The sequence below is a fragment of the Paracoccus acridae genome (assembly GCF_014642735.1).
Taxonomy (GTDB): Bacteria; Pseudomonadota; Alphaproteobacteria; order Rhodobacterales; family Rhodobacteraceae; genus Paracoccus; species Paracoccus acridae.
The window spans coordinates 392,298-418,087 of the sequence record NZ_BMIV01000001.1; the positions used below are offsets into that span (position 1 = coordinate 392,298).

27 protein-coding genes and 4 pseudogenes are annotated in these 25,790 nt (G+C 67.5%); 25 read left to right on the top strand and 6 right to left on the bottom strand.

The window, feature by feature from the left end:
- The first annotated feature begins 38 nt into the window (after positions 1–38).
- From IEX25_RS02015 to IEX25_RS02030, 4 genes are read left to right on the top strand one after another with little or no spacing between them, the layout of a single operon-like run.
- Complete coding sequence (locus IEX25_RS02015) at positions 39–1,736, top strand: acyl-CoA dehydrogenase family protein (protein ID WP_188713815.1); 1,698 nt, start codon at positions 39–41, stop codon at positions 1,734–1,736.
- Complete coding sequence (locus tag IEX25_RS02020; RefSeq protein WP_229664993.1) at positions 1,733–2,752, top strand: MBL fold metallo-hydrolase; 1,020 nt, start codon at positions 1,733–1,735, stop codon at positions 2,750–2,752. The genes IEX25_RS02015 and IEX25_RS02020 overlap by 4 nt, the downstream gene beginning before the upstream one ends.
- Before the next feature lie 54 nt (positions 2,753–2,806).
- Entirely contained in the window at positions 2,807–2,965 is a 159-nt protein-coding gene (locus tag IEX25_RS02025; protein WP_103171716.1) for an aa3-type cytochrome c oxidase subunit IV, read from the top strand.
- Between the two features lie 19 nt (positions 2,966–2,984).
- Positions 2,985–3,608, top strand: coding sequence for a hypothetical protein (locus tag IEX25_RS02030; RefSeq protein ID WP_188713816.1), 624 nt, complete (start codon positions 2,985–2,987; stop codon positions 3,606–3,608).
- Here the strand turns inward: IEX25_RS02030 and IEX25_RS02035 are convergent.
- Positions 3,596–3,928, bottom strand: a complete 333-nt coding sequence (locus IEX25_RS02035) for an AzlD domain-containing protein (RefSeq protein ID WP_188713817.1) — start codon at positions 3,926–3,928, stop codon at positions 3,596–3,598. The two genes, IEX25_RS02030 and IEX25_RS02035, sit on opposite strands and share 13 nt — an antisense overlap.
- Positions 3,925–4,692 carry an AzlC family ABC transporter permease gene (locus tag IEX25_RS02040; RefSeq protein WP_103171713.1) on the bottom strand — a complete coding sequence of 256 codons (768 nt, stop codon included), beginning with the start codon at positions 4,690–4,692 and terminating at the stop codon, positions 3,925–3,927. The genes IEX25_RS02035 and IEX25_RS02040 overlap by 4 nt, the downstream gene beginning before the upstream one ends.
- A 68-nt stretch (positions 4,693–4,760) precedes the next feature.
- Here IEX25_RS02040 and IEX25_RS02045 point away from each other — a divergent pair, with 68 nt between their 5' ends.
- Positions 4,761–5,243: a GNAT family N-acetyltransferase gene (locus IEX25_RS02045; RefSeq protein WP_188713818.1), complete on the top strand. Its 483-nt coding sequence runs from the start codon at positions 4,761–4,763 to the stop codon at positions 5,241–5,243.
- Here IEX25_RS02045 and IEX25_RS02050 read toward each other — a convergent pair whose 3' ends face one another.
- Positions 5,244–6,158 carry a hypothetical protein gene (locus IEX25_RS02050; protein ID WP_188713819.1) on the bottom strand — a complete coding sequence of 305 codons (915 nt, stop codon included), beginning with the start codon at positions 6,156–6,158 and terminating at the stop codon, positions 5,244–5,246.
- Positions 6,159–6,162: 4 nt separating this feature from the next.
- The gene (gene greA / locus IEX25_RS02055; protein ID WP_188713820.1) at positions 6,163–6,633 is read right to left on the bottom strand and encodes a transcription elongation factor GreA; all 471 of its coding nucleotides are present in this window, start codon (positions 6,631–6,633) and stop codon (positions 6,163–6,165) included.
- Positions 6,634–6,861: 228 nt separating this feature from the next.
- Here greA and IEX25_RS02060 point away from each other — a divergent pair.
- The 16 genes and pseudogenes from IEX25_RS02060 to recO form a co-directional block, all read left to right on the top strand.
- Positions 6,862–7,206: pseudogene (locus IEX25_RS02060) on the top strand (NAD(P)/FAD-dependent oxidoreductase); the annotation flags it as partial.
- Positions 7,195–7,389, top strand: a pseudogene (locus IEX25_RS20555) (electron transfer flavoprotein subunit alpha/FixB family protein); the annotation flags it as partial. The pseudogenes IEX25_RS02060 and IEX25_RS20555, both read left to right, overlap by 12 nt.
- Positions 7,390–7,489: 100 nt before the next feature.
- A pseudogene (locus IEX25_RS02065) lies at positions 7,490–8,959 on the top strand (electron transfer flavoprotein-ubiquinone oxidoreductase); the annotation flags it as partial.
- Positions 8,960–9,082: 123 nt separating this feature from the next.
- Positions 9,083–9,481, top strand: a pseudogene (locus tag IEX25_RS02070) (4Fe-4S dicluster domain-containing protein); the annotation flags it as partial.
- Between the two features lie 93 nt (positions 9,482–9,574).
- Positions 9,575–11,395 carry a tetratricopeptide repeat protein gene (locus IEX25_RS02075; RefSeq protein ID WP_229664995.1) on the top strand — a complete coding sequence of 607 codons (1,821 nt, stop codon included), beginning with the start codon at positions 9,575–9,577 and terminating at the stop codon, positions 11,393–11,395.
- A gap of 3 nt (positions 11,396–11,398) precedes the next feature.
- Positions 11,399–12,223 carry a 4-(cytidine 5'-diphospho)-2-C-methyl-D-erythritol kinase gene (locus IEX25_RS02080; RefSeq protein ID WP_370463820.1) on the top strand — a complete coding sequence of 275 codons (825 nt, stop codon included), beginning with the start codon at positions 11,399–11,401 and terminating at the stop codon, positions 12,221–12,223.
- A 29-nt stretch (positions 12,224–12,252) separates the two neighbouring features.
- Positions 12,253–12,987 carry a pyridoxine 5'-phosphate synthase gene (locus IEX25_RS02085; RefSeq protein WP_188713823.1) on the top strand — a complete coding sequence of 245 codons (735 nt, stop codon included), beginning with the start codon at positions 12,253–12,255 and terminating at the stop codon, positions 12,985–12,987.
- Entirely contained in the window at positions 12,984–13,430 is a 447-nt protein-coding gene (locus IEX25_RS02090; protein ID WP_188713824.1) for a hypothetical protein, read from the top strand. The genes IEX25_RS02085 and IEX25_RS02090 overlap by 4 nt, the downstream gene beginning before the upstream one ends.
- A 28-nt stretch (positions 13,431–13,458) precedes the next feature.
- Positions 13,459–13,869 (top strand): holo-ACP synthase, encoded by a 411-nt coding sequence (acpS, locus tag IEX25_RS02095; RefSeq protein ID WP_103172302.1) that lies wholly within the window; start codon positions 13,459–13,461, stop codon positions 13,867–13,869.
- Between the two features lie 73 nt (positions 13,870–13,942).
- A complete protein-coding gene (lepB, locus tag IEX25_RS02100; protein WP_188713825.1) occupies positions 13,943–14,737 on the top strand; it encodes a signal peptidase I in 795 nt (264 codons plus the stop codon).
- Positions 14,734–15,423, top strand: a complete 690-nt coding sequence (rnc, locus tag IEX25_RS02105; RefSeq protein ID WP_103172144.1) for a ribonuclease III — start codon at positions 14,734–14,736, stop codon at positions 15,421–15,423. The genes lepB and rnc overlap by 4 nt, the downstream gene beginning before the upstream one ends.
- Positions 15,420–16,340: a GTPase Era gene (era, locus tag IEX25_RS02110; RefSeq protein ID WP_188713826.1), complete on the top strand. Its 921-nt coding sequence runs from the start codon at positions 15,420–15,422 to the stop codon at positions 16,338–16,340. Before rnc ends, era begins: the two co-directional genes overlap by 4 nt.
- Positions 16,333–16,668, top strand: coding sequence for a DUF1491 family protein (locus IEX25_RS02115; protein WP_188713827.1), 336 nt, complete (start codon positions 16,333–16,335; stop codon positions 16,666–16,668). Before era ends, IEX25_RS02115 begins: the two co-directional genes overlap by 8 nt.
- A 42-nt stretch (positions 16,669–16,710) precedes the next feature.
- On the top strand, positions 16,711–17,622 hold the full coding sequence (gene rarD / locus IEX25_RS02120; protein WP_188713828.1) for an EamA family transporter RarD: 912 nt from the start codon (positions 16,711–16,713) through the stop codon (positions 17,620–17,622).
- A 52-nt stretch (positions 17,623–17,674) separates the two neighbouring features.
- The gene (locus IEX25_RS02125; protein WP_188713829.1) at positions 17,675–18,112 is read left to right on the top strand and encodes a VOC family protein; all 438 of its coding nucleotides are present in this window, start codon (positions 17,675–17,677) and stop codon (positions 18,110–18,112) included.
- The gene (gene recO, locus IEX25_RS02130) at positions 18,112–18,849 is read left to right on the top strand and encodes a DNA repair protein RecO (RefSeq protein WP_188713830.1); all 738 of its coding nucleotides are present in this window, start codon (positions 18,112–18,114) and stop codon (positions 18,847–18,849) included. Before IEX25_RS02125 ends, recO begins: the two co-directional genes overlap by 1 nt.
- Here recO and IEX25_RS02135 read toward each other — a convergent pair.
- Positions 18,843–19,322 carry an META domain-containing protein gene (locus IEX25_RS02135; RefSeq protein ID WP_103172150.1) on the bottom strand — a complete coding sequence of 160 codons (480 nt, stop codon included), beginning with the start codon at positions 19,320–19,322 and terminating at the stop codon, positions 18,843–18,845. The two genes, recO and IEX25_RS02135, sit on opposite strands and share 7 nt — an antisense overlap.
- Before the next feature lie 78 nt (positions 19,323–19,400).
- Entirely contained in the window at positions 19,401–20,999 is a 1,599-nt protein-coding gene (locus IEX25_RS02140; protein WP_229665007.1) for an acyl-CoA dehydrogenase family protein, read from the bottom strand.
- Between the two features lie 169 nt (positions 21,000–21,168).
- Between IEX25_RS02140 and IEX25_RS02145 the strand changes: the two genes are divergently transcribed.
- Genes IEX25_RS02145 through rnr form a run of 4 tightly spaced genes read left to right on the top strand, consistent with a single transcriptional unit; the run spans position 21,169 to position 25,739 of the window.
- The gene (locus IEX25_RS02145; RefSeq protein WP_188713832.1) at positions 21,169–21,933 is read left to right on the top strand and encodes a sulfite exporter TauE/SafE family protein; all 765 of its coding nucleotides are present in this window, start codon (positions 21,169–21,171) and stop codon (positions 21,931–21,933) included.
- Between the two features lies 1 nt (position 21,934).
- The gene (dapE, locus tag IEX25_RS02150) at positions 21,935–23,071 is read left to right on the top strand and encodes a succinyl-diaminopimelate desuccinylase (RefSeq protein WP_188713833.1); all 1,137 of its coding nucleotides are present in this window, start codon (positions 21,935–21,937) and stop codon (positions 23,069–23,071) included.
- Positions 23,068–23,484 carry a GNAT family N-acetyltransferase gene (locus IEX25_RS02155; protein ID WP_188713834.1) on the top strand — a complete coding sequence of 139 codons (417 nt, stop codon included), beginning with the start codon at positions 23,068–23,070 and terminating at the stop codon, positions 23,482–23,484. The genes dapE and IEX25_RS02155 overlap by 4 nt, the downstream gene beginning before the upstream one ends.
- Positions 23,485–23,495: 11 nt before the next feature.
- Positions 23,496–25,739 carry a ribonuclease R gene (gene rnr / locus IEX25_RS02160; RefSeq protein ID WP_188713835.1) on the top strand — a complete coding sequence of 748 codons (2,244 nt, stop codon included), beginning with the start codon at positions 23,496–23,498 and terminating at the stop codon, positions 25,737–25,739.
- Positions 25,740–25,790: the final 51 nt, after the last annotated feature.

The following is a 25,790-nucleotide window of genomic DNA, read 5'->3' on the forward strand; positions in this document are numbered from 1 at the left end:
GGGACCGAATGCCAAGGCGCCAGGGGAGAGGGATCCAGATGAGCTACAAGGCACCGGTCGCGCAGATCGACTTCATCCTGAACCATGTCGTGCCGTTTTCCGATTTGTCCCGCACCGACCGATTTGCCGAAGCCACGGCTGAAACCGCATCCGCCATCCTGGCCGAGGCCGGCAAGCTTGCCACCAACGTGCTGGCGCCCCTGAACCGCATGGGCGACGAAACCCCGGCGGTGCTGGAGAACGGCCGCGTCCGATCCTCGCCCGGCTATGCCGAGGGCTTCCGCGCCATTGCCGAGGGTGGCTGGATCGGGCTTTCGGCCGATCCCGAGCATGGCGGCATGGGCCTGCCGCAGGCGCTGAACATGGCCGTGGCGGAAATGATGTCGGGCGCCTGCCTGGCGCTGCAGTTGAACCCGCTGCTGACCCAGGGCCAGATCGAGGCGCTTGAGCATCATGCCAGTGACGACCTGAAAGCCCTGTATCTTCCCAAGCTGATTTCCGGCGAATGGTCCGGCACGATGAACCTGACCGAACCGGGCGCGGGCAGCGACGTCGGCGCGCTGGTGACCAAGGCGGAACCGAATGGCGACGGCACCTATCGCGTGACGGGCCAGAAGATCTATATCACCTGGGGCGACAGCGACGTCACCGAAAACGTCTGCCATCTGGTCCTGGCCCGCCTGCCGGGTGCGCCCAAGGGGACCAAGGGCATCAGCCTGTTCATGGTGCCGAAGCTGATCCCCGACGACCAGGGCCGTCCGGGGGTTGCCAACAGCCTCAAGGTCGTGAGCCTTGAGGAAAAGCTGGGCATCCACGGCAGCCCCACCTGCGTGATGAGCTTCGAGGGCGCGACCGGCTGGATGGTGGGCGGCGAACACAAGGGCATGGCCGCGATGTTCACGATGATGAACGTGGCGCGCCTGGGCGTGGGGATGCAGGGCGTCGGCGTGGCCGAGGCCGCGCTGCAGCAGGCCGTGGCCTATGCCATCGACCGCAACCAGATGGGACCGATCATCGGGCATCCCGACGTGCGCCGGATGCTGGCCACCGCGCGGGCCGAGGTGTTCGCCGCCCGCGCCATCGGCCTTGCCTGCGCCACCGCCATCGACCTGGAACGCGCCACGGGCGATGCGGTCCACGCCGCCCGCGCGGCCTTCCTGACGCCCATTGCCAAGGCCTATGGCACCGATGTGGGCTGCCGCGTGTCCGACATCGGCGTGCAGGTCCATGGCGGCATGGGCTATGTCGAGGAAACCGGCGCGGCCCAGTATCTGCGCGACGTGCGGATCACCCCGATCTATGAAGGCACGAACGGCATCCAGGCCATGGACCTGGTGGGCCGCAAGCTGTCGGACGGGGGCGACGCCGCCCTGCGCCTGCTGGACGAGGTCGCGGACGGCGCAAAGGCCGCGCAGGCCGATCATCCGCAGATGGCCAACCAGTTGTGGCAGGCGGCCGAAACCCTGCGCGAGGCGACCCAGACCCTGCTGGAGCGTGACCTTCCGCAGCGTTTTGCGGGCGCCGTTCCCTATCTGTCGGCATTCGCGCGCGTTCTGGGCGGTCTTTATCACCTGCGCGCGGCCCAGGCCGGGGGCGAATCGCATTTGGCGCTGGCCCGCGTCTTCATGGCCCGCGTGCTGCCGCGCCATGCCTCCGATCTGGCCGAGGCCCTGGCGGGGCTGGACGATCTGGCGGGCATCAGCAACGCGGCGCTGGCGGGCGAAATCGCGGCGTGATCGTTTATCCGTTCGAACACCCGCCTCAGGCGGGTCAGGCCGTGACGGTCGCGCCGGGCGTGCTGTGGATGCGCCTTGCCCTGCCGATGGCGCTGGATCACGTCAATGTCTATGCCCTGGACGACGGGGACGGCTGGACCCTGGTGGATACCGGCTTCGACACCCCCTCCCTCCGCCAGGACTGGAAGGCGTTGCTGGCCGGACCCCTGGAAGGACGGCCCGTCAGGCGGGTGATCGGCACCCATCACCATCCCGACCATATCGGGCTTGCGGGCTGGTTCATCGGGCAGGGCGCGGAATTCCTGATCAGCCGCACCGCCTGGCTGACGGCACGGATGCTGGTTCTGGACCGGCAGGACCGCGCCACGGCCGAATCGCTGGCCTTCTGGCGCCAGGCCGGGATGCCCGCCGACATGCTGTCGCAGCGTGCGGCGGAACGGCCGTTCAACTTTGCCGATGTGGTGCATCCCTTGCCCCTGGGCTTCACCCGCCTGTCCGACGGCCAGCAGGTCAGTTTCGGGGGCCGGCGCTGGCGGGTCGTGATGGGCCATGGCCATGCCCCCTGCCACGCGACCTTCTGGTCGCTGGACGACGACCTGGTGATCGGGGGCGACCAGCTTCTGCCCTCGATCTCGCCCAACCTGGGGGTCTATCCGACCGAGCCCGAGGCCGATCCGGTCGGCGAATGGCTGGAAAGCTGCCAGCGCATGATGGACCTGGCCGAGGCGCGGCATCTGGTGCTTCCCGGCCACAAGCTGCCCTTCCTGGGCCTGCCGACGCGCCTGCGGCAGTTGATCGACAATCACCACGGCGCGCTTGACCGCATGACGGCGGCGCTGCGCGACGGCCCGCGCACGGCGGTCGGCTGCTTCGACATCCTGTTCAAGCGCCGGATCGGCGCGGGCGAATTCGGCCTGGCCCTGGTCGAGGCGGTGGCCCATGTGAATCACCTGCGCAAACAAGGCATCGTCACACAGGCGGGCGAGAGTGACGGCGCCCTGCTGTGGGGGGCGTGACAGGGCGGGCGGTTTCGGCTATCGCCTTGTCAACGGGAACAGAAGGAACGGCGCATGGCCCAGCATCACCACCACGACGTCACCGAACACAAGGTCGGCACCATGGACATCACCGAACAGCAGCGGACCTTTGCGGGCTTCATCAAGTTCGCCACCTGGACCGCGATCCTGTCGATCCTGGTGCTGATCTTCATGGCCCTGGTCAACGCCTGATCGCCGGATCGGATTTCCCATGAAAAGACGCGTTTTCCTGGCTGCGGCCTTGCCCGCCGCCCTTGCCGCCTGCGGCGCCCAAAGCATCTGGGCCACTGACGAGGAACTGCGGGCCGCACGCTTCGTGTCCGACGAGCCGCCCTCGATCACGCTGCTGACGGTCATCGGCATCCCGCGCGGCGAAGGGGGCCATTCCGGGCTGATGATCAACGGCAGCCAGCGGGTGATCTATGACCCGGCGGGAAGCTGGGAACATCCGCGCATCCCGGAACGCAACGACGTGCTGTACGGGATCACCGACAACTTCAAGAACTTCTACATCGACTATCACGCCCGCAGCACATACTGGGTGGCCGAGGACACCGTCTTCGTCAGCCGAGAGGTGGCCGATGCCGCGATCCGTTCGGTGGAGATGCAGGGCGCCTCGCCCAAAAGCTATTGCGCGGTGAACAGCGGCAAGGCCCTGCGTCGCGTGCCGGGCTTCGAGAACGCGCCGACGGGCTATAGCCCGATCAAGCTGCGCAACTGGTTCCTGACCCTGCCGAACGTCCAGTCCAAGCGCCACATGGACGGCGATCCGGCCAACAACCACGACGTGCTGCTGCGCCAGAAGGACGGCCGGATCGTCGGCTACAACATGTAGAGCATGGCGAACAGCGTGAGGGCGCCTGCCACGATGGCGCCGATCATGTTCTTCGTCCACAGGCCGACCGCCACGGTCACCGCGGCGGCGGCCATGCGCGCCGGATCAAGCTGGCCCCCCGTCGCGGCGGGCCAGACCACCAGCGGCGCGACCAGGGCGGGCAGAACCGCCACCGGGGTATAGCGCAGCATCCGCAGCACCCAGGCCGGCATGTCCCGGTCGCCAAGCGCCCCCAGGAAGGACCAGCGGATCAGGAAGGTGCCGATGCCCAGCACGACGATCACCAGCCAGACGGTCAGGTCGGATATGCCGCTGTTCATGCCTGCGCCTTTCGCGCTGTCCTGGTTTCCACGATCGCTCCGACGGCCATGCCCACGGGCGCGGCGATCAGCAGGCCAAGGCCGGACGGCAGCCCCGCCAGCAGCAGCGACCCCGCCACGGCGACAAAGCAGGCCGCCAGATGCGCAGGCGTGCGCAGCATCGGCGCGATCATCGCCAGAAAGGTGATCGGCATGGCGAAATCCAGGGCGATGTCGTCCGGGATCGCACGCCCTAGGGTCGCGCCCAGCCAGGATCCGATCATCCAGGGAATGCAGACCACGACCGCCACGCCCAGGAAGAAGGCCAGCCGCTGCGGCATTCCCAGGCGGGGATGGCTTTCGTATTCCTGGATCGACAGGGCATAGCTTTGATCGACCAGGGCATAGGCCAGCCAGGCCCTTTGCCCGCCCGTCGCCCCGCGCAGCCAGGGCACGAGCGATGCCGAATACATCGCCATGCGCAGGTTCACCGCCAGGCAGGACAGGATCACGATGACGACGGAAGCATTGTCGGACAAAAGCTGCACGGCCGTGAACTGCGACGCGCCGGCCAGGACCAGCACCGAAAAGCCAAGCACCTGTGCCACGTCCAGCCCCGCCTCGGTCGCGACGACGCCGAACAGGGCCGAAAACGGGATCATCACGATCAGGAAGGGCAGCGACTGGACCGCGCCCCGCCAAAAGCTTTCCCGCACGGTGCGCGTGGCGCCGTCATCAGCAAGGGGGCGCCGACCATCGGGGCGGGGATCATGGGTGGCTGACATTGGGCTTTCGCATGGGACCGGAACGCGGCACCTTCGTTGCACGACGCGCAAGGATAAGGCAAGGCCGGGTGCAGATCGCAAGTCCCATTCCCGACCGGCATCTTGCCGATGCGGCCCGCCTTTGGTCCGCGGCCTTCGCGCCCCCGCTGGGGGCAGGGCAGCCCAGGCTGCGCGCCTGCCATGGCATCGCGGCGATCGGGGCGAGCGGGCGCCTGGGCGGGGTCGCGGGGATTCGCGATCATCGGGGCGGGATTCTGGCCGATCCGCCCTGGTTGGCGCGGGCTCTGTATCGCGCCGCGCCGCCTACGGCCGATCTGGTGATCGACGGGATCGTGGTCGATGACCGCCGGCAGGGCATCGGGCGCGCGCTTCTGGACCGGGCTGCCCAGGTTGCCCGCCATGCGGACCGTCCTGGCCTGCGGGCCGAGGTCGAGATGCGGAACACCGCCGCCATGGCCTTTTACGCGGCGACCGGCTTCGTCGAAATCGGGCGGGGCTTCTTCGGTTGGCCCTGGTCGGGGCCGGTGGCGATCCTGCACCGGCCCGTCTGATCAGCCGAACGTGCCTGCGATGCGGCCCAGCAGCATGAAGGCGCGGGCCGACCGGGTTTCCGCCAGCACGGCGATTTGCGCATCGTCCATCTGCGGCAGGTGGCGCGTCAGCATGGCGTCGAAATGACGCAGGAAGTGATGGGCGGTGTCGCGGAAGATCTCGTCCCGGTCCAGCAGGTTCGACGCGATGTCCAGCGCGACGGGATCATGGATGCCGCCCAAGGGGGCAATGGCGCTGCCGCGTTCGCCCTGGGCGAAGCGCCGCCAGACGGCGGCGGGGGCGGGATCGGGCGGCAGGTCGTCCATATACAGATCCTGACCCGCCAGCAGCGTGACCACATCCTGCGCGGCCCGCAGCACACGGGTGTGTTCGGGATCCTGCAGTGCCAGCCGCAGCGCCGTGATGGCGGGGGTATCGTCGGCGCCATCGGGAAAATTCAGCGCCCGGATCAGGGTTTCCGCATCGACATGAACCGGAGGCGGGTTGTCCGGCCGCTGGCCCTGCGGGCGCTGTTCGGCGACGGGCCGGGGCGCAGGACGCGAAACAACGGGCGCGCGGGGCAGGGGCTCCGCATCCTCGGCGATCACCGCCTCGGGGGCGGGGCGCGGCGGCGGGGCGCCCCGGGTCGCGGCCATGTCGCGCAGCAGCGTCAGGCGCTGGCGCAGATCCTCTGCCTCGGCCCGCAGGACGGCCAGGGCGCGGGCCATGCCCACCGCCAGCCAGATCAGCACCAGGGGCAGGATCGTGCCCATGACGGTGGCCAGACGAGCGATGCCGCCCTCGGATACCTCGCTTTCGGGGGCCAACAGCCAGAACAGCGCGACCAGGAACAGCCAGGCGGCGCTCAGCGCGATGCCGATGGCGGTCAGAGCGTCCCGCTGGGTCAGGGTGGCGATGCGTGCAACCAGCGACATCGGCTTATTCGTACCGGATCGCCAGGATTTCATAGCTGCGCTGACCGCCGGGCGTGGCGACCTCGACGCTGTCGCCCACGTCCTTGCCGATCAGGGCGCGGGCCAGGGGGGACCGGATGTTCAGAAGCCCGCTTTCGATATTCGCCTCCGCCTCGCCCACGATCTGATAGGTGCGTTCCTCGTCGGTATCCTCATCGACCAGATGGACGATGGCACCGAACTTCACGGATCCCGACAGCTTTGCCGGGTCGATCTGTTCGGCCCGCGACAGGATCGATTCCAGTTCCTTGATGCGGCCTTCGATGAAGCCCTGCTTTTCGCGGGCGGCATGGTATTCGGCGTTTTCCGACAGGTCGCCATGTTCGCGGGCCTCGGCGATCTGGCGGATGATCGCGGGGCGTTCCTTCGACTTCAACTCGCCCAGTTCGCGTTCCAGCGCGGCATAGCCACTGCGGGTCATCGGAATCTTGTCCATCGCTGCCCTGTCCTTTGCGGGATGCGTTACCGTCCAAATCCTAAGGCAACGCCCCCGCCATTCGAATGGCAGGGGCGCGTCCCAGTTGTCGGCACCGTGACCTGAATCGCCGCGCCTTTGCAAGCCCGCCCGCGTCGAAAGTGGCAGATTTTGGCCGTCGCGTCAGCATTGCCGCGATGCGGCGGAAACGCTACATGAACAGCAAGCCAGCCTTGGGAGGAGCGCGCCATGACCGACACCAATCATCCTGCCCGCGAGTCGATGGAGTATGACGTCGTGATCGTGGGGGCGGGGCCGTCGGGTCTGTCCGCGGCGATCCGGCTCAAGCAGATCGACCCCGACCTGTCGGTGGTGGTCCTGGAGAAGGGGTCCGAGGTCGGCGCGCATATCCTGTCGGGGGCGGTGCTGGACCCGATCGGGCTGAACCGGCTGATCCCCGACTGGAAGGAGCGCGGCGCCCCCGTCAGGACCGCCGTCACCGACGACAACTTCTATGTCCTGGGCGAGGGGGGTCAGGTGCGGGTGCCCAACTGGCCGATGCCGCGGCTGATGAACAACCACGGCAACTNCGTGGCGCCCGAGCTTTACGTGGCCGTGGGCATCTCGGGCGCTATCCAGCACCTTGCCGGCATGAAGGACAGCAAGGTCATCGTCGCCATCAACAAGGACGAGGAAGCCCCCATCTTCCAGATCGCCGACTATGGTCTGGTCGGAGACCTGTTCCAGCTGGTGCCGGAAATGACCGAAAAGGTGTGATGGAAGGGCTATAGCTGTCGGTGTCCTCCCCCCACCGGCAGTTGCCCGGCCGGTTCTTCCTCTCTCTCACCGACAACGGAAGCCAAGGAGCACCTCAGCCATGACCGACACCAATCATCCTGCCCGCGAGTCGATGGAGTATGACGTCGTGATCGTGGGGGCGGGGCCGTCGGGTCTGTCCGCGGCGATCCGGCTGAAGCAGATCGACCCGGATCTGTCGGTGGTGGTGCTGGAGAAAGGCTCGGAGGTTGGCGCGCATATCCTGTCGGGGGCGGTGCTGGACCCGATCGGGCTGAACCGGCTGATCCCCGACTGGAAGGAGCGCGGCGCGCCTGTCAGGACCGCCGTCACCGACGACAACTTCTATGTCCTGGGCGAGGGGGGTCAGGTGCGGGTGCCCAACTGGCCGATGCCGCGGCTGATGAACAACCACGGCAACTACATCGTCTCGATGGGCAGCGTCTGCCGCTGGCTGGCCGAACAGGCCGAGGAACTGGGCGTCGAGATCTTCCCCGGCATGGCGGCGTCGCAGGTCGTCTGGGATGGCGACCGGGTCAAGGGTGTCGTCGCGGGCGAGATGGGGCTGCAGTCGGACGGCACGCCCGGCCCCAACTACGAGCCCGGCATGGAGCTGCACGGCAAGTATGTCTTCATCGGCGAGGGCGTGCGCGGGTCCCTGGCCAAGGAGATCATCAACCGCCTGAACCTTTCCGAGGGCCACGAGCCGCAGAAATACGGCCTCGGCATGAAGGAGATCTGGGAGGTCGATCCTTCGAAGTTCCAGAAGGGCCGGGTCGTGCATACCATGGGATGGCCGCTGGGCAGGAACGCCGGCGGCGGCTCCTTCATCTATCACTACGAGGACAACCTGGTGATGCTGGGCTTCGTGGTCCACCTGAACTACGAGAACCCCTATCTTTATCCCTACATGGAGTTCCAGCGCTTCAAGCACCACCCGATGGTGGCCGAGCTGCTGGAAGGCGGCAAGCGCATCTCCTATGGCGCCCGCGCGATCTCCGAAGGCGGCTACCAGTCGCTGCCGGAGCTGTCCTTTGCGGGCGGCGTGCTGCTGGGCTGTTCGGCGGGCATGGTCAACGTGCCGCGCATCAAGGGCAACCACAACGCCATGATCTCGGGGATCGAGGCGGCCGAGGCGGCGGCGGCGGCCATCGCCGCGGGCCGCGAGGGCGACCGGCTGAGCGATTACGACACCGCCGTGCGCACCGGCGCCATCGGCCAGGACCTGCGCAAGGTGCGCAACGTCAAGCCCGCCTGGTCGCGCTACGGGCTCTGGCCCTCGCTGATCCTGGGGGGCATGGACATGTGGGGGGCGGGCCTGACCGGGCGCAACATTCTGGGCGGGTGGAAGCACGGCAAGACGGATGCCGAGGCCACCGGCAAGGCCGCCAAGTTCAAGCCCATCGACTATCCGAAACCCGACGGCAAGCTGTCCTTCGACCGGCTGACCAACGTGGCCTTTTCCTTCACCAACCACGGGGAAAGCCAGCCCTGCCACCTCAAGCTGAAGGATCCCACGATCCCGATCCGGGTGAACCTGCCCGAATATGCCCTGAACCGCCCCTGGTTTACCGGAGAGTAAAACACTCAAAGGATGAGCCCTATGTCAAAGCCGAGATTCACCCCCGCCTATCCGGCCGAGCTTCGCGAACGCGGTGNGGGCCGCAACATCCTGGGCGGGTGGAAGCACGGCAAGACGGATGCCGAGGCAACCGGCAAGGCCGCCAAGTTCAAGCCCATCGACTATCCCAAACCCGACGGCAAGCTGTCCTTCGACCGGCTGACCAACGTGGCCTTTTCCTTCACCAACCACGAGGAAAGCCAGCCCTGCCACCTGAAGCTGAAGGATCCCACGATCCCGATCCGGGTGAACCTTCCCGAATATGCCGAGCCCGCGCAGCGATACTGCCCGGCCGGCGTCTACGAGGTGGTGGAGGACGCCAATGGCCCGCGCTTCGTGATCAACTTCCAGAACTGCGTCCACTGCAAGACCTGCGACATCAAGGACCCGTCGCAGAACATCAACTGGACCACCCCCCAGGGCGGCGACGGGCCGAACTACCCGAATATGTGATGAGAAGGGCAGGGGGCGGCGTTGCCCCCCGCCCGAGGGCACGCTAGGGTCGGGAAAACGCTTTCGTGACTTTCCGGGATGGATGCCGTGACAATGACCCGCCCGAACCTGGCCTGGATCGCTGCCTTTCTGGCGGCCCTGTCGCTGCCTGCCGGGGCCCAGGACCGGCCCGAGCCGCGCCCAGACGCGGAAACCACCGATACTGCTGCCGCTGACACTGCTGCCGCGCCATCCCAGCCTGCGCCCCTGACATTCGGCCTGGCGGGACCGTTCCTGGCCGCGCGCATGGCGACGGTGGCAAACGACTTCCAGGCCGCTGCCCGCTTCTTCGTGCAGGCGGTGGCCCATGATCCCGACGACCGCTTCCTGCAGGACAGCGCCCTGGTCGCATTGGTGTCGGCCGGAGAGATCGACCGCGCCGTGGCCCTTGCCACCCGCATCGGGTCCGAGGGCGAGCCGACCGAGTTGTCGCACCTGATTCAGCGCGCCAACCTGGTCCATTCCGGCGATTGGGCCGGGCTTCTGGCGGATGTGGGCACCCCGTCCGATGCGGAAGCCCAGGCCGACCTGCTGGCCGGGATGCTGCGCGGCTGGGGGCTTCTGGGCGCAGGCAAGGCCTCCGAGGCTCTGGCCGAGTTCGAGCGCCTTTCGAAGATCGGCGGCGTGGCGCCGATGGTGAACTATCACCTCGCCCTGGCGCGTGCCCTGGTCGGCGATTACGAGGGGGCCGAGGCGCTGCTGGCCGACGACATGACCGGGGCGCATATCCTGGGCTTCACCGCCCGCGCGCAGATCCTGGCCCAGCTTGAGCGTCGGGACGAGGCCGTCGCCATGATCGAGGCCGTCCCCGGCGTCGAGGCCGAGCCGCAGCTTCTGGCCCTGCGCGACCGCATCAAGGCGGGCCAGCCGGTGGCCTTCGACGTGGTCAAGACCCCGGCGGACGGGATCGCGCAGGTCTTCCTGACCTTCGCATCCGCCCTGCTGTCCAGCCCCGATCCCGAACCGCTGTCGCTGATCCATGCCCGGCTGGCCGCCTGGCTGTCGCCCGACACCGCCGAGGCGCGGCTGATGGTGGCCCAGATCCTGCAGGAACGCCAGCAGTTCGACCTGGCCGAACCCGAATATGACGCGCTGCGCCGGATGGGCCAGATGCGTCCTGCCGCCGAACTGTCGCGCATCGACACCCTGTCCCGCGCCGGTCGCACGGACGAGGCTGGCAAGGCCGCCCTGTCCCTGACTGCCGCCTATCCCGACCTGCCCCAGGCCTGGATCGCGCTTGGCGACCTCCTGCGCCAGCAGGAGAAGTTCGCCCAGGCCGTGCCCGCCTATGACAAGGCCCTGGTGCTGCTGGACGACGCCCCGGCGGATGCCCGGTGGTTCCCCCTTTACGCGCGCGGCATCGCCCTGGAACGGTCCGACCAGTTCGACCGGGCCGAGGCCGATTTCCTGGCCGCCATCGAAATCCGCCCGGACCAGGCGAGCCTGCTGAATTACCTGGGCTATAGCTGGATCGACCGGAACGAGAACCTGGACCAGGCGCTGGAGATGATCCAGAAAGCGGTGCAGCTTTCGCCCGACGACGGCTATATCCTCGATTCGCTGGCCTGGGCCTATTACCGCCTGGGCCGCTATGACGAGGCGGTCGCGCCGATGGAACGCGCGATCCTGACCATGTCCCAGGACCCTCTGGTCAACGACCATCTGGGCGACATCTATTGGAAGGTGGGCCGCCAGCGCGAGGCCGAGATCCAGTGGCAGCGTGCGCTGTCCCTGGACCCGACCGAGACGGACGATGTCGATCCCGACCGCATCCGCGCCAAGCTGGAGCGTGGCCTTGACGCCGTTCTGGCCGAGGAAGCGGCGGCCCCCGTCGATGCCCCGGCACCCGCCCCGCAGGCCGCCGCGAACAACTAGGGCATGCCTATCGTTCAGGCTGCGCCGGCCAAGCTGAACCTTGCGCTGCATGTGACCGGCCGCCGCGCCGATGGCTATCACCTGCTGGATTCGCTGGTGGCCTTTGCAGGCATGGGCGACGTGGTGGTGCTGGAACCCGGACCCTTGTCCCTGCGGATCGAGGGGCCGTTCGCGGCGGGCTTGCCTGTCAGCGACGACAACCTGTGCCTGCGTGCGGCGCGGCTGGCTGGGGCGGCGGCCGCGATCCGGCTGACCAAGAACCTGCCGGTGGCCTCGGGCATCGGCGGCGGGTCGGCGGATGCGGCGGCGGTCCTGCGCGGGTTGGCCCGCATGGGCCATGCGCTGCCCGCCGAAACGGAACGGCTGGGCGCGGATGTGCCGGTCTGCCTGGCGTCCCGCCCCGCGCGGATGCAGGGCGTGGGGGAAATCGTCACCCCGCTGGACCCCTTGCCACAGGTGCCGCTGGTGCTTGTCAATCCGGGCGTGGGTGTCTCGACGCCCCAGGTCTTTGCCGCGATGGAACGGCGGGACAATCCAGGCCTGCCCCCCATCCCGCGCTTTGCCGGGCTTGCCGATCTGGGGGGCTGGCTGGCGCAGACGCGCAACGACCTGGAACCTGCCGCCCTGGCCATTGCCCCGGTGATCGGGCAGGTGCTGGACGCCCTGCGCGCCACCGGCGCCGCTTTCGCCCGCATGTCCGGGTCGGGGGCCACCTGCTTTGGCCTCTATGACAGCGCGGACCGTGCCCGGATTGCCTCCAGCGCCTTGAAACAGCATGGCTGGTGGGCCGCCGCGACGGAACTGGCGCCCCCGCTGACGCCCGGATAGACTTGCGCGAAACTGCCTTTGGGGGAACCATGCTGCGTCTTGGCGTCAACATCGATCACGTCGCAACCATCCGCAACGCCCGCGGCACGCCCTGGCCCGACCCCTTGCGCGCCGCCCGCCTGGCCGAGGAGGCGGGCGCCGACGGCATCACCGCCCATCTGCGCGAAGATCGCCGCCACATCAGCGACGCCGACATCGACGCCCTGATGGCGAACCTGACGCTGCCCCTGAACCTGGAAATGGCCGCGACCCCGGAAATGCAAGCCATCGCCCTGCGCCACCGCCCCCATGCGGTCTGCATCGTCCCGGAAAAGCGAGAGGAACGCACCACCGAAGGCGGTCTGGACGTGGCGGGAAATCAGGCGATGCTGGCCGATTACATCGCCCCCCTGCGGGATGCCGGCTGCCGCGTGTCGCTGTTCATCGGCCATGACCCCGCGCAGATCGAGGCCTCGGCCCGGATCGGTGCGGCAGTGGTGGAACTGCATACCGGCGCTTATTGCGATTACGATACCGAGGGCCGCGACGCCGACCGCGACCGCGAACTGGCGGGCCTGATCGAGGGCGCGCGTCTGGCCGACAGCCTGGGGCTGGAGGTTCACGCAGGCCACGGCCTGACCTTCGACACCGTCGGCCCCATCGCCGCCATCCCGCAGGTCAAGGAACTGAACATCGGCCATTTTCTGATCGCGGAATCGGTCTTCATCGGGTTGGACGGTGCGATCCGTGAGATGCGGCGCAGGATGGACGAGGCGCGCGCATGATCCGGCTGGCCGCAGCCCTGATGCTGCTTTCGGGCGCGGCGCAGGCCCAACAGGTCGAAGTGACGCCTTGCGGCGACGCCGACCGCGTCGATACCATCGCCGAACCCTGGGATCAGAACACCGCCACCTATGCCAATGGCGACGTTCGAGTGGCGCTGCTGGACATGGTGGAACCCGCCGGTGGCGCCTGGAAGCTGGCCGTCATCAGCCCGCCGCGCGACGAGTTGGGGCTGCGGCAATGCCGCGTCATCGGCGCGGACGGGATCGGCTTCTATGGCCTGGATTTTGCCTCGCGCCGGGCGGACTATGATCGCCAGCGGGGGCTGGTGCTGACCTTTCCCGCGACCCGCTATGCCGATGCCGCGCCCGAAGGCGAACCCTACAGGCTGGTCGTGACGATCAACCAGCAGACCGGAGAGATCGCGACCGAGGTGCAGGAATGACGGTCCCTTTCAGCATCGGATGGGCGCCATGATCCTGGGCATCGGCACCGACCTTGCCAATATCGACCGCATCGCCGGCACGCTGGACCGCTTCGGCGACCGCTTTCGCCATCGTGTCTTCACGCCCACGGAACTGGCCAAGGCCGCGCGCCGCCGGGACGAGGCCGGGACGCTTGCCAAACGCTGGGCGGCGAAGGAGGCCTGTTCCAAGGCGCTTGGCACCGGGCTTGCCATGGGGATCAGCTGGCGCGACATGGCGGTCAGCAACCTGCGATCCGGGCAGCCGGTGATGGAACTGACCGGATGGGCCGCCGAACGGCTGGCCGCGATGACGCCGCCGGGCCATCATGCCGTCGTTCACGTCACCTTGACCGACGATCACCCCTGGGCGCAGGCTTTCGTGGTGATCGAGGCGCGGCCCGGCACGCCGCAACCTTGACTTTGCGTCCCGCCAATGGCCTAGAACGCGCGAAGCGGCCAATCGCCCGCGCAAGTTGACGAAGGACGAGACCATGGCCGACAGCACGGCGGGCAAGAAAAAGGAAGGCATCTGGGAAACGGTCAAGACCGTGTTCTGGGCGCTTGTCATCGCGGGCATCTTCCGCACGCTGTTCTTCCAGCCGTTCTGGATCCCCTCCGGGTCGATGAAGGACACGCTGCTGATCGGCGACTTCCTGTTCGTCAACAAGATGGCCTACGGCTATTCCCGCTATTCCTGCCCCTTCTCGGTCTGCCCCATCAGCGGCCGCATCCTGGGGTCTGAACCCGAACGCGGCGATGTGGTGGTGTTCCGCCATCCCACGCGCGGCGTCGATTTCATCAAGCGGCTGATCGGCCTGCCGGGCGACACCATCCAGATGCGCGACGGCCGCCTGTGGATCAACGGCGAGGAAGTGCCCGTCGCCCCCGCCGGCGATTTCGTCGAGGTCAAGGAATTGCAGGGGCCGCAGGGGCTGATCCCGCGCTGCGTCAATGATCCGGTGGCCGAAGGCGGTGATTGCATCAAGCAGCGCTTCACCGAAACCCTGCCGGGCGGGCGCAGCCACGACATCCTGAACATCGCCGACGGCGCGTTCGCCGACGACACGCCGGCCTTCACGGTGCCCGAAGGCCAGTATTTCTTCATGGGCGACAACCGCGACAATTCCGAGGATTCGCGTTTCCCGCAGGAAATCGGCGGGCTGGGCTTCGTGCCCTCGGAATACCTGATCGGGCGGGCCGACCGGATCATGTTCTCCTCCGCGGGGCGGTCGCTTCTGTATTTCTGGACCTGGCGGGCCGACCGCTTCTTCAAGGCGGTGGAGTGAAACCCGGCGCCGACATCCGCGCCTTCATGGTCCGGCTGGGGCACGACTTCGCGCGGCCTGAACTTCTGGTGCGCGCGCTGACCCACGGATCCATCGCCAGCGCGACCCGGCCCGACAACCAGCGGCTGGAATTCCTGGGTGACCGCGTGCTGGGCCTTGTCATGGCCGAGGCGCTGTTCGACGCCGACAAGTCCGCCAGCGAGGGCCAGCTTGCCCCCCGCTACAACGCGCTTGTCCGGGGCGAGACCTGCGCCGCCATCGCCCGAGAGATCGGGTTGGGCGAGGTCCTGAAGCTGGGCCGGTCCGAGATGATGTCGGGCGGCCGCCGCAAGGAAGCCGTGCTGGCCGACGCGATGGAGGCCGTTCTGGCCGCCGTCTATCTGGACGCGGGCTTCGATGCCGCGCGGCGCATCGTGCTGCGCCTGTGGGCCGGCCGGCTGGACACGCTCGAGGACGATCCCCGCGACGCCAAGACCGCGTTGCAGGAATGGGCGCAGGCCAACGGGATGCCGCCGCCCCTTTACGAACAAACCGAACGCAGCGGGCCGGACCATGCGCCCGTCTTCCTGATCACCGCACGGCTGGCCGATGGGCGCGAGGCCCAGGCCAGAGGTGCCGGCACGAAACGCAGCATCGAACAGGCCGCCGCGCAGGCGCTGCTGGACCGGCTGGAGGGCCGCGAATGACCGACATCACCCAAACCCGCGCGGGCTTCGTCGCCCTGATCGGCGAACCGAATGCCGGGAAATCCACGCTTCTGAACCAGATGGTCGGGGCCAAGGTCAGCATCGTCACCCACAAGGTGCAGACCACCCGCGCCCGTATCCGGGGCATCGCCATCCATGACGCGGCGCAGATCGTCTTCGTGGACACGCCGGGCATCTTCCGCCCGCGCCGCCGGCTGGACCGGTCCATGGTCAAGGCCGCTTGGGGCGGGGCGGCCGACGCCGACATCATCCTGTTGCTGGTCGAGGCGCATCGCGGATTGACCGAAGGCGCCAAGGCGATCATCGAATCGCTGAAGGGACTGGACAGCCAGACCCCCGTGGGGCTTGTCATCAACAAGATCGACCGCGTGAAGGCGGAAACCCTGCTGGCCCTGTCGGCTGAACTGAACGCGGCCTTCCCCTTTGTGCAGACCTTCATGATCAGCGCCGAGAAGGGCTATGGCTGCGACCAGTTGCGCGACTGGCTGGCCGCGACGCTGCCGGAAAGCCCCTGGCTTTACCCCGAGGACCAGATCGCCGACCTGCCCATGCGGATGATCGCGGCGGAAATCACCCGCGAAAAGCTGACCCTGCGCCTGCACGAGGAAATCCCCTATCAGCTGACGGTCGAGACCGAGGCATGGGAGGAACGCAAGGACGGATCCGCCAAGGTGGACCAGGTCGTCTATGTCGCGCGCCCCGGTCACAAGGGCATCGTGCTGGGCAAGGGCGGCGAGACGATCAAGGCCGTGGGCCAGGCCGCCCGTGCCGAGCTTGAGGAATTCATGGGCCGCCGCGTCCACCTGTTCCTGCAGGTGAAGGTGCGCGAGAATTGGCTGGACGAGGCCGAACGCTATAACGAGATGGGCCTCGATTTCCGCGACGGCGATGCCTGAAGCACGGCTTGCGACCGGCATCTGGGTTTCGGCCTATCTGGCGCGTCTGGGGCTTGCCAATATCCCCACCTATGTGACCGCGCGGGGCGACGAGACGGCGGGCGCGGTGCTGGTCAAATGCGCACTGATGGACGGCACCGCCGCGCTTTATGGCCGCGAGTGGGACTTCGACACCGACAGCCGCCCGTGGCAGGTCATCGCCCAAGGCCCGGAACGCGAGGTGGACCAGGCCATCGCCCGGCAGCGCGGCTTCGATCCCGACCTGTGGGTCATCGAGATCGAAAGCCGCGACGGACGCACGCTGCTGGACGAAGCGGGGCTTGCGTGATCCATCTGGCGCGGACCGCCTTTGCAGCCTATGCAATCAGGCATGAAAAACGCGTCCCCATCGGGTGATTCCCTGCCGGGCCTGATCCTGGCCATTGCGACCTATGTGATGTGGGGCTTCCTGCCGCTGTTCATGAAGCAGCTTGCCCATGTCCCCCCGTCCGAGGTGATCGCCCATCGCGTGCTGTGGTCGCTGCCCATCGCGCTGGCGGTCCTGATCTGGCAGCGCCGGTCGGCCGAGGTGATGGCGGCGCTGCGCCAGCCGCGCCTTCTGGGCATGGCGCTGATCACCGCCGCGCTGATTTCCGTGAACTGGATGATCTATGTCTGGGCGGTGGGCAACAACCACGCGCTGGACGCGGCGCTTGGATACTACATCAACCCGCTGTTCAGCATCCTGATGGGCGCGACCCTGCTGCGCGAGAAGATGAGCCGGGCGCAGATGGTGGCGGTCGCGCTCGCCTCGCTGGCGGTGGTGGTGCTGACGGTGCAGTTGGGGCGGCTGCCGATGGTGGCGATCGGGCTGATGCTGACCTGGGGCTTTTACGCCTATTGCAAGAAAAGCCTGCCGCTGGGCCCGACCCAGGGCTTCACGCTGGAGGTGCTGCTGCTGACGCCCTTCGCGCTTGCCTATGTGGTCTGGCTTGCGACCAGCGGCCAGTCGCATTTCGCCGCAGGCAGCACCTGGGACACGATCCTGCTGATCGGCTGCGGTCCCGTGACCGCCGTGCCGCTGATCTGCTATGCCACGGCGGCCAAGCAGTTGCGGCTGTCCACCATCGGCATCCTGCAATATATCGCGCCGACGATGATCTTTTTGACGGCGGTCCTGATCTTCGGCGAGCCCTTCGGCGCGGCGCAGATGGTCGCCTTTCCGATGATCTGGGCGGCGCTTGTGATCTATACCCTGTCGATGCTGCGCGGGGCAGGGGCGCGGCGGCGGGCGATGACCTGACTTGGCAGCCGCCCCGTCCCGTGCCAATCTGCCCCCCGTTCCCGGAGGCGCCATGTCCGCAAACCGCCAGCGCATCACGCTTGTCACCCTGGGCGTGGCCGACATGGACCGCGCGCGGCGCTTTTACGAAGCCTGGGGCTGGGCGCCCCATGCCAGTTCGCAGCCGGGCGTCACCTTCTATCAGATGAACGGCGCGGTGCTGGCCCTGTTCGGGCTGGCCGATCTGGCCGCCGACCAGGGACGGCCCGGCGCGACCCTGGGCACCGGGGCTGTCACGCTGGCGCAGAACTGCGCGGATGACGCGGAAACCGATGCCGTCTTCCAGGCCGCCGTGGATGCCGGGGCGACCGTGCTGAAACGGCCCGAAAAGGTCTTCTGGGGCGGTTATTCCGGCTATTTCGCCGATCCCGACGGTCATGTCTGGGAGATCGCCACCAATCCCTTCTGGCCCCTGTCCGCCGACGGGTCGCTGACCCTGCCCGGCGCCTGATGGAGTGGCAGGCCGAAGGCACCGTCCTGGCCCGCCGCACCCACGGCGAGACGGCGGTGATCCTGGACGTGCTGACCGACCTGCACGGCCGCCATTCCGGGCTGGTGCCCGGTGGCGTGTCGCAAAAGCGCGCGGCGATGCTGCAACCCGGCTCGCGGCTGGATCTGCGATGGCGGGCGCGGCGCGACGACCAGTTGGGCACCTTTTCCGTCGAACCGCTGCGGCTGCGGTCGGGGCTGATGGCCGATCCGCTGGCCTTGGCGGGGTTGAACGCGGTCTGTTCGCTGCTGGTCTTTGCCCTGCCGGAACGCGACCCGCATCCTGCCCTTGCACGCGACACCGAACGCCTGCTGGACCTGATGGAGACCGGCCGGGACTGGGGCGACGATTATCTTCACTGGGAAATGCGCCTGCTGGACGAGATGGGCTTCGGCCTGGACCTGACATCCTGCGCCGTGACGGGCGCGCAACAGGGATTGGCCTATGTCAGCCCCAGGTCGGGCCGCGCCGTCAGCCGCCAAGGGGCAGGCGAATGGGCCGACAGGTTGCTGCCCTTGCCGGGAATCCTGGGCGGGGCAGGCGACAATCGCGGGCATGGACTGGCCGAGGGACTGGCCATAACCGGGCACTTCCTGACGACCCGGATCGCCGGGGAACTGGTGGGTCGCCCTGTTCCTGCGGCCCGCCATCGTCTTGTGGAACGGCTGACGCGCGGCCAGCCGACAGGGAATTACTGACCGGCCCGCGCCTGGTCCACGGCGGTGACCTGCGCCTGCGCCCCGGTCACGCCGCGTTCGAAGATCAGCCAGGTCAGGGGCGATTTCACCTTCAGCACGCCGCCATAATATTCCATCTCGGTCGCCGATTGCAGAACCTCGAAGAAGCGGTTCTCGATCGTGGTGTTCTTGCCGCAAGGCACGTTGGTCTTTTGCAGCGGCGACAGCGCGACAAGCGGCAGTTCCGCATTGTTGATGGCGCCATAGCCGTTGCAGGGGCCACGGCCCGACACGCTTTTCTCGCCGATGGTCAGGGTCATGTTGCGCAGCGGCACGGTCGCGCCGTCCATGCCCACCAGTGCATAGTCGCCGCCCGGAATGAAGCCCCGGTCGTTTGCGGGATCCACGGCCGGCGTGGCCGGTTCGCAGGCGGCAAGGGCAAAGGCTGCGGCGGTCAGCGCGCCGAACGTGCCAAATCGGGCAAGGCGGGACATGTCGGGTCTCCTGTGGGCGATCGTCGAAAGGGAATGCGGCAAAACCGCTTTGGTTGCAGCACCCTAGACGAAAGGCGATCAGCCTAACAGACGCCGGGCGATCACTTGCGCCTGAATTTCGGCGGCACCTTCAAAAATATTGAGGATGCGTGCATCGCACAACACCCGGCTGATGGGGTATTCCAGCGCAAAGCCGTTGCCGCCGTGGATCTGCAAGGCATTGTCGGCCGATGCCCAGGCCACACGCGCGCCCAGCAGCTTGGCCATCCCGGCCTCCAGGTCGCAGCGGTGGCCGTGGTCCTTTTCCCAGGCGCTGAAATAGGTCAGTTGCCGTGCGATCATGATCTCCACCGCCATCATGGCCAGCTTGTCGGCGACGCGCGGAAAGGCGATCAGCGGCTTGCCGAACTGCTTGCGGTCCAGCGCATATTGCAGGCCCAGTTCCAGGGCGTTCTGCGCCACCCCGATGGCTCGCGCCGCCGTCTGGATGCGGGCGGATTCGAAGGTCTGCATCAACTGCTTGAAGCCCTGGCCGGTCACGCCGCCCAGAAGGTTTTCGGCGCTGACGGTGAAGCCGTCGAAGCCAAGCTCGTATTCCTTCATGCCGCGATAGCCCAGCACCTCGATCTCGCCGCCGGTCATGCCGGGGGTGGGGAAGGGATCCGCATCCGTGCCGGGGGTCTTTTCGGCCAGGAACATCGACAGGCCCCGATAATCGGTGGTGTCGGGATCGGTGCGGGCCAGCAAGGTCATCACATGGGTGCGCGCGGCATGGGTGATCCAGGTCTTGTTGCCGGTGATGGTCCAGCTATCGCCATCCAGAACCGCCCGCGTGCGCAGGCTGCCCAGGTCGCTGCCAGTGTTTGGCTCGGTGAAGACCGCCGTGGGCAGGATTTCCCCCGATGCCAGGCGCGGCAGCCAGTGGGCCTTCTGCGCATCGGTCCCGCCCCCCAGGATCAGTTCCGCTGCGATTTCGGACCGCGTGCCCAGCGAACCCACGCCGATATAGCCGCGCGACAGTTCCTCGGACACGACGACCATCGCGGCCTTGGACAGGCCCAGGCCGCCGAACTCCTCGGGGATGGTCAGGCCGAAGACGCCCAGTTCGGCCAGTTCCGCGATGATCTCCATCGGGATCAGCTCGTCCTTCAGGTGCCAGCCGTGTGCGTGGGGGACCACCTTGTCGTCGGCCCAGCGGCGGAACTGGTCGCGGATCATTTCCAGATCCTCGTCCAGGCTCGAGGCGCCGAATGTCGCGCTGCCCTTGTTCTCGGCGATCAGGGCGGCAAGGCGGGCGCGAGCCTCGGGCGTGTTGCCGGCCATCAGGGCGCGGGCCGCCGGGGACGGCTGCCAGTCCAGGCCCAGGTCGGACAGGCGGGCGAATTCCGTCTGGCTCATCGGGATGCCGCCCATGATCTGGGACAGGTATTCGCCAAAGCCGATTTGGGTGATCAGGCCCTCGATCTCTCCGCTGGCGCGGGCGGACCAGGCGGCAAGCTGGCGCAGCGATTCGACATAAGTGGCAAGCCAGGACAGCGCATGGGCCGCGTGCTGGTGGCGTTCCAGGGCCTCGGCATCGACCTTGCCCGCGGGCGAGACGGCGGCGCGTAGCCCCTCGGTCGCGCGGGACTGGAGGTCGGCAAGCTCGGACAGGACGGCGTCGAACTGGTGCGGCATGTCTTTCATGGATTCGGCCCCTTTTGCGGCATTGCAGCATGGGTAGCGCCTTCGCACCCGCGGCGCAAGATTAATACGATTAGAGGCGCTGCATTGAACGAATATGTCGGATCGAATCGCGTCGGATGTGGCATTTCCATTCCCTGCGCGGGCCGCTAGCTTGCCGGGCATGTTTGGACTGGATCCCTGGCAATTCTGGACGATCTTCGCCGTCACGGCCTTTGCGGGCTTCGTGAAGGGGGCCATTGGTTTCGCCATGCCGCTGGTGATGGCTTCGGCCTTTGCCTCGATCCTGCCGCCGCAGGTGGCCCTCGCGGCCTTGATCCTGCCGGTGCTGACCACCAACGTGCACCAGTCCCTGCGCCAGGGACCAGCCGCCGCCATCCAGTCGATCCGCAATTTCCGCTGGCATATCGGCATGGTGCTGGTCTTCCTGATGCTGTCGGCGGGCCTGGCCCGGCAGATCCCGCAGGGGCTGATGTATGCGCTGTTGGGCCTGCCGATCCTGGCCTTCGCCTTGTGGCAGCTTGCGGGCAGGCCGATGACCCTGCCCATCCATCACCGCCGCCGGGCCGAGATCGCGACCGGCATCGTCGGCGGGCTTTACGGCGGCGTGTCCGGCATCTGGGGGCCGCCGCTGGTCGTGCTGCTGCTGTCGCTGGGCGTGCCCAAGCAGGAACAGGTCCGCGTGCAGGGCGTGGTCTTCCTGCTGGGGGCGGCGGGGCTGACCGCCGCGCATCTGGCATCGGGGATCCTGAACGCGCAGACGATCCCCTTGTCCGCCGTCCTCTGCATCCCGGCCTTTGCGGGGATGCTGGCGGGCTTTGCCTTGCAGGACCGCATGGATGTCGCGCAATTTCGCCGCTGGACGCTGATCCTGCTGGTCATCACCGGCCTGAACCTTGTCCGCCGCGCCCTTTCAGACTGGATTTGACATGATCGACGCCGCCGACCTGACCGCCCGCCTGATCCGCTGCCCTTCCGTCACGCCAAACGAAGGGGGCGCCCTGGTCCTGCTGGGCGACCTGCTGGCCGATGCGGGGTTCGAGGTCCACCGCGTCGATCGCAACGGCACGCCCAACCTGTTCGCCCGCTGGGGCCGGAAGGGGGCGCGTGCCCTGGGCTTCAACGGCCATACCGACGTGGTCCCGCCCGGCGACCCGGACTCCTGGACCCATCCCCCCTTCAGCGGCCATGTCGAGGATGGCGTCATCTGGGGGCGCGGCGCCACCGACATGAAATCCGGCGTCGCGGCCTTTGTCGCCGCCGCCATTGACTTCGTGCGCGAAACGCCCCCCGACGGCACGGTGATCCTGACCATCACCGGGGACGAGGAAGGCCCGTCCCGCGACGGCACCATCGCCATCCTCGACTGGATGGAGGCCCATGGCGAACGCATGGACGCCTGCATCGTGGGCGAGCCCTCGAACCCCGAGATCATGGGCGAGATGATGAAGATCGGCCGGCGCGGATCGGCCACCTATACGGTCACCGCCAAGGGGGTGCAGGGCCATGCCGCCTATCCGCACCGGGCCAGGAACCCGTTGCACGCCCTGACGGCATACCTGAACGACCTGATCGCCGTCCCGCTGGACGCAGGCACCGACCACTTCGACCCCACCGGGTTGCAGATCACCAGCATCGACTGCGGCAATCCTGCGTCCAACGTGATCCCGGAAACGGCGCGGGCGGTGGTCAACATCCGCTTCAACGACCTGCATACCGGGGCCAGCCTGGAAGCCGAACTGAAGGCCCGCGCCGCCCGCGTGACCCAGGCCACCGGCGTCGCCCTGACCATCGACAGCCAGATCAGCGGCGAGGCTTTCCTGACCCAACCCGGCCCCTTCGTGGATCTGGTCCGCAGCGTCGTCACCCAGGAAACCAACCGCCAGCCGGTCCTGTCCACCAGCGGCGGCACGTCCGACGCGCGCTTTGTCAAGAACCACTGCCCGGTGGTCGAATTCGGCCTTGTCGGTGCCTATATGCACCAGGTGAACGAACGCGTGCCCGTGGCGCAGGTCCGGCAGCTCAAGACCATCTACCAGCGGATCCTGGAAAAATATTTCGAATGAAGATCGAACAGACGACCGACCTTGCCGCCTGCCTTGCCCTGCGCCGCACCGTGTTCATCGAGGAACAGGGCGTTCCCGAGGATCGCGAGATCGACGGGTTGGACGACAGCGCCCTTCACCTGCTGGCGACCCATGACGGCCAGCCCATCGGCAGCGCCCGCATCCTGCTGGACGGCGAGACGGGCAAGATCGGCCGCGTCTGCGTGCTGCCCCAGGCGCGGGGCACGGGCCTGGGCGCGGCGCTGATCCGGGCCTCGCTTGACGTGCTGCGCGTGCAGCCGGGGATCACCCGCGCCAAGCTGGGGGCGCAGACCCACGCGCTCGGCTTTTATGAAAAGCTGGGCTTCACCGCTTACGGTCCCGTTTACGACGATGCCGGAATCCCGCATCGTGACATGACCCGCGACCTTTGAAGGACCGACACATGGCCCAGCTTCCCAGCAAGGAACAGATCATGGAATGGGTCGCGGAACATCCCGACGCCAATTCCAAGCGCGACATCGCCAAGGCCTTCGGCATCAAGGGCGCCGAACGGATCGAACTGAAGCGCCTGCTGAAGGAACTGGAGGGCGAGGGCCATCTGGAACGCCGCCGCCGCCATTACCTTGACGCCGAACGCCTGCCGCCGGTCACGGTGCTGGAACTGCTGCCGCCGGACGGGTCGGGCGATCTGTTCGCGCGGCCGATGGAATGGCATGGCGACGGGCCGATGCCGCGTATCCTTTACGCCCCGCGCGACAGCGACCCGGCACTTGGCCGGGGCGACCGCTTCCTGGGCCGCCTGGTCGAGGTGCAGGGCGAGGATTACCAGTATCAGGCCCGCCTGATCCGCCGCATCACCGCCGCGCCCCACCGCATCACCGGCATCTTCCGCAAGGAGGCCGAGGGCGGCCGCATCATCCCCATCGACAAGGGCCAGGACAAGGAATGGCGCGTCCGCCATGACGCCACGCAGGGCGCGCAGAACGGCGAACTGGTGCAGGCCGAACAGGTCGGACCCAAGGGCCGGCTGGGCCTGCCCAGTGCGCGGATCATCGAACGGCTGGGCGATCCTTCCGCCCCCCGCGCGGTCAGCCTGATCGCCATCCACCAGCACGGTATTCCCGACGATTTCCCCGATGCCGTGATCGCCGAGGCCGAGGGCGCCAAGCCCGCCACCATGAAGGGGCGCGAGGATCTGCGCGACCTGCCCCTGGTGACCATCGACCCCTCGGATGCGCGCGACCATGACGACGCGGTGGCCGCCCATATCGAGGATGACGGCGGCGCCACCATCTGGGTCGCCATCGCCGATGTCGCCCATTACGTCACCCCCGGCAGCGCCCTTGACCGAGAGGCTTGGCTGCGCGGCAATTCCACCTATTTCCCCGACCGCGTCGTGCCGATGCTGCCCGAGGCGCTGTCGGCCGACCTGTGTTCGCTGCACGAAGGCCTGGACCGCCCGGTGATCGCCGTGCGGATGCGGCTGGATTCGCAAGGCAACAAGATCAGCCACAACTTCCATCGCGGCATGATGAACAGCCGCGCATCCCTCGCCTATGAACAGGCGCAGGCGGCGGCGGACGGCAAGCCCGACGCGCAGACCGAACCGCTGCTGGACAGCGTGATCCGTCCGCTGTGGCACGCCTATGGCCTGCTCAGGGAAGCCCGTGCCCGCCGCCAACCGCTGGATCTGGACCTGCCGGAACGCCGGATCGAACTGACCCCGGACGGCCGGGTGAAATCCGTGAACTTCCGCGAACGCTTCGACGCCCATCGCCTGATCGAGGAATTCATGGTCCTGGCCAATGTCGCTGCGGCCGAGGAACTGACCCGCCGCCAGCGTCCGCTGCTGTTCCGGGTGCATGAGGAACCCAGCCTTGCCAAGATCGACGCGCTGCGCGAGGTGGCCCAGGCCTCGGGCTTCACGCTGGCCAAGGGGCAGGTGCTGCATACCAGCCACCTGAACCGCCTGCTGGCCCAGTCCGAGGGCACCGATTTCGACGAACTGATCAACATCAGCACGCTGCGGTCCATGACGCAGGCCTATTACCACCCGGAAAACTTCGGCCACTTCGGGCTGGCGCTGAAAAGCTATGCCCATTTCACCTCGCCCATCCGGCGCTATTCCGACCTGGTGGTGCACCGGGCGCTGATTTCCGCGCATGGCTGGGGCAAGGACGGCCTCAGCCCGCAGGACATGGACCGCCTGTCTGAAACCGCCACCCATATCAGCGAAACCGAGCGCCGCAGCATGGCGGCCGAACGCGACACGACCGACCGCTATCTGGCCGCCTTCCTGTCCGAACGCGTCGGATCCGAGATGACGGGACGGATCAGCGGCGTCCAGAAATTCGGCGCCTTCGTCAAGCTGGACGAGACCGGGGCCGACGGCCTGTTGCCGATCCGGGCCATCGGGAACGAATATTTCCACTTTGATCCCGACGCGCAGATGCTGATCGGCAGCGATACGGGCCTGGAGATTGGCCTGGGCCAGCGCGTCACCGTGCGCCTGGCCGAGGCGATCCCGATGACAGGTGGCCTGACGCTGGACCTGCTGGAACTGGACGGCCAGCCGCTGCCGCGCGGTCCGCAAAAGGGCAAGCGCGGGCGCGGCCCCCGACCCATGTCCACCAAGTCGCGCCTGGCCGAGATCAAGCGCGCGACCAAGCGCCGCCGCAAGCGCTAGGCGCCTTTTCATTCTGGCGGAAATATCCCTGGGGGCGTGGGGGGCAGGCCC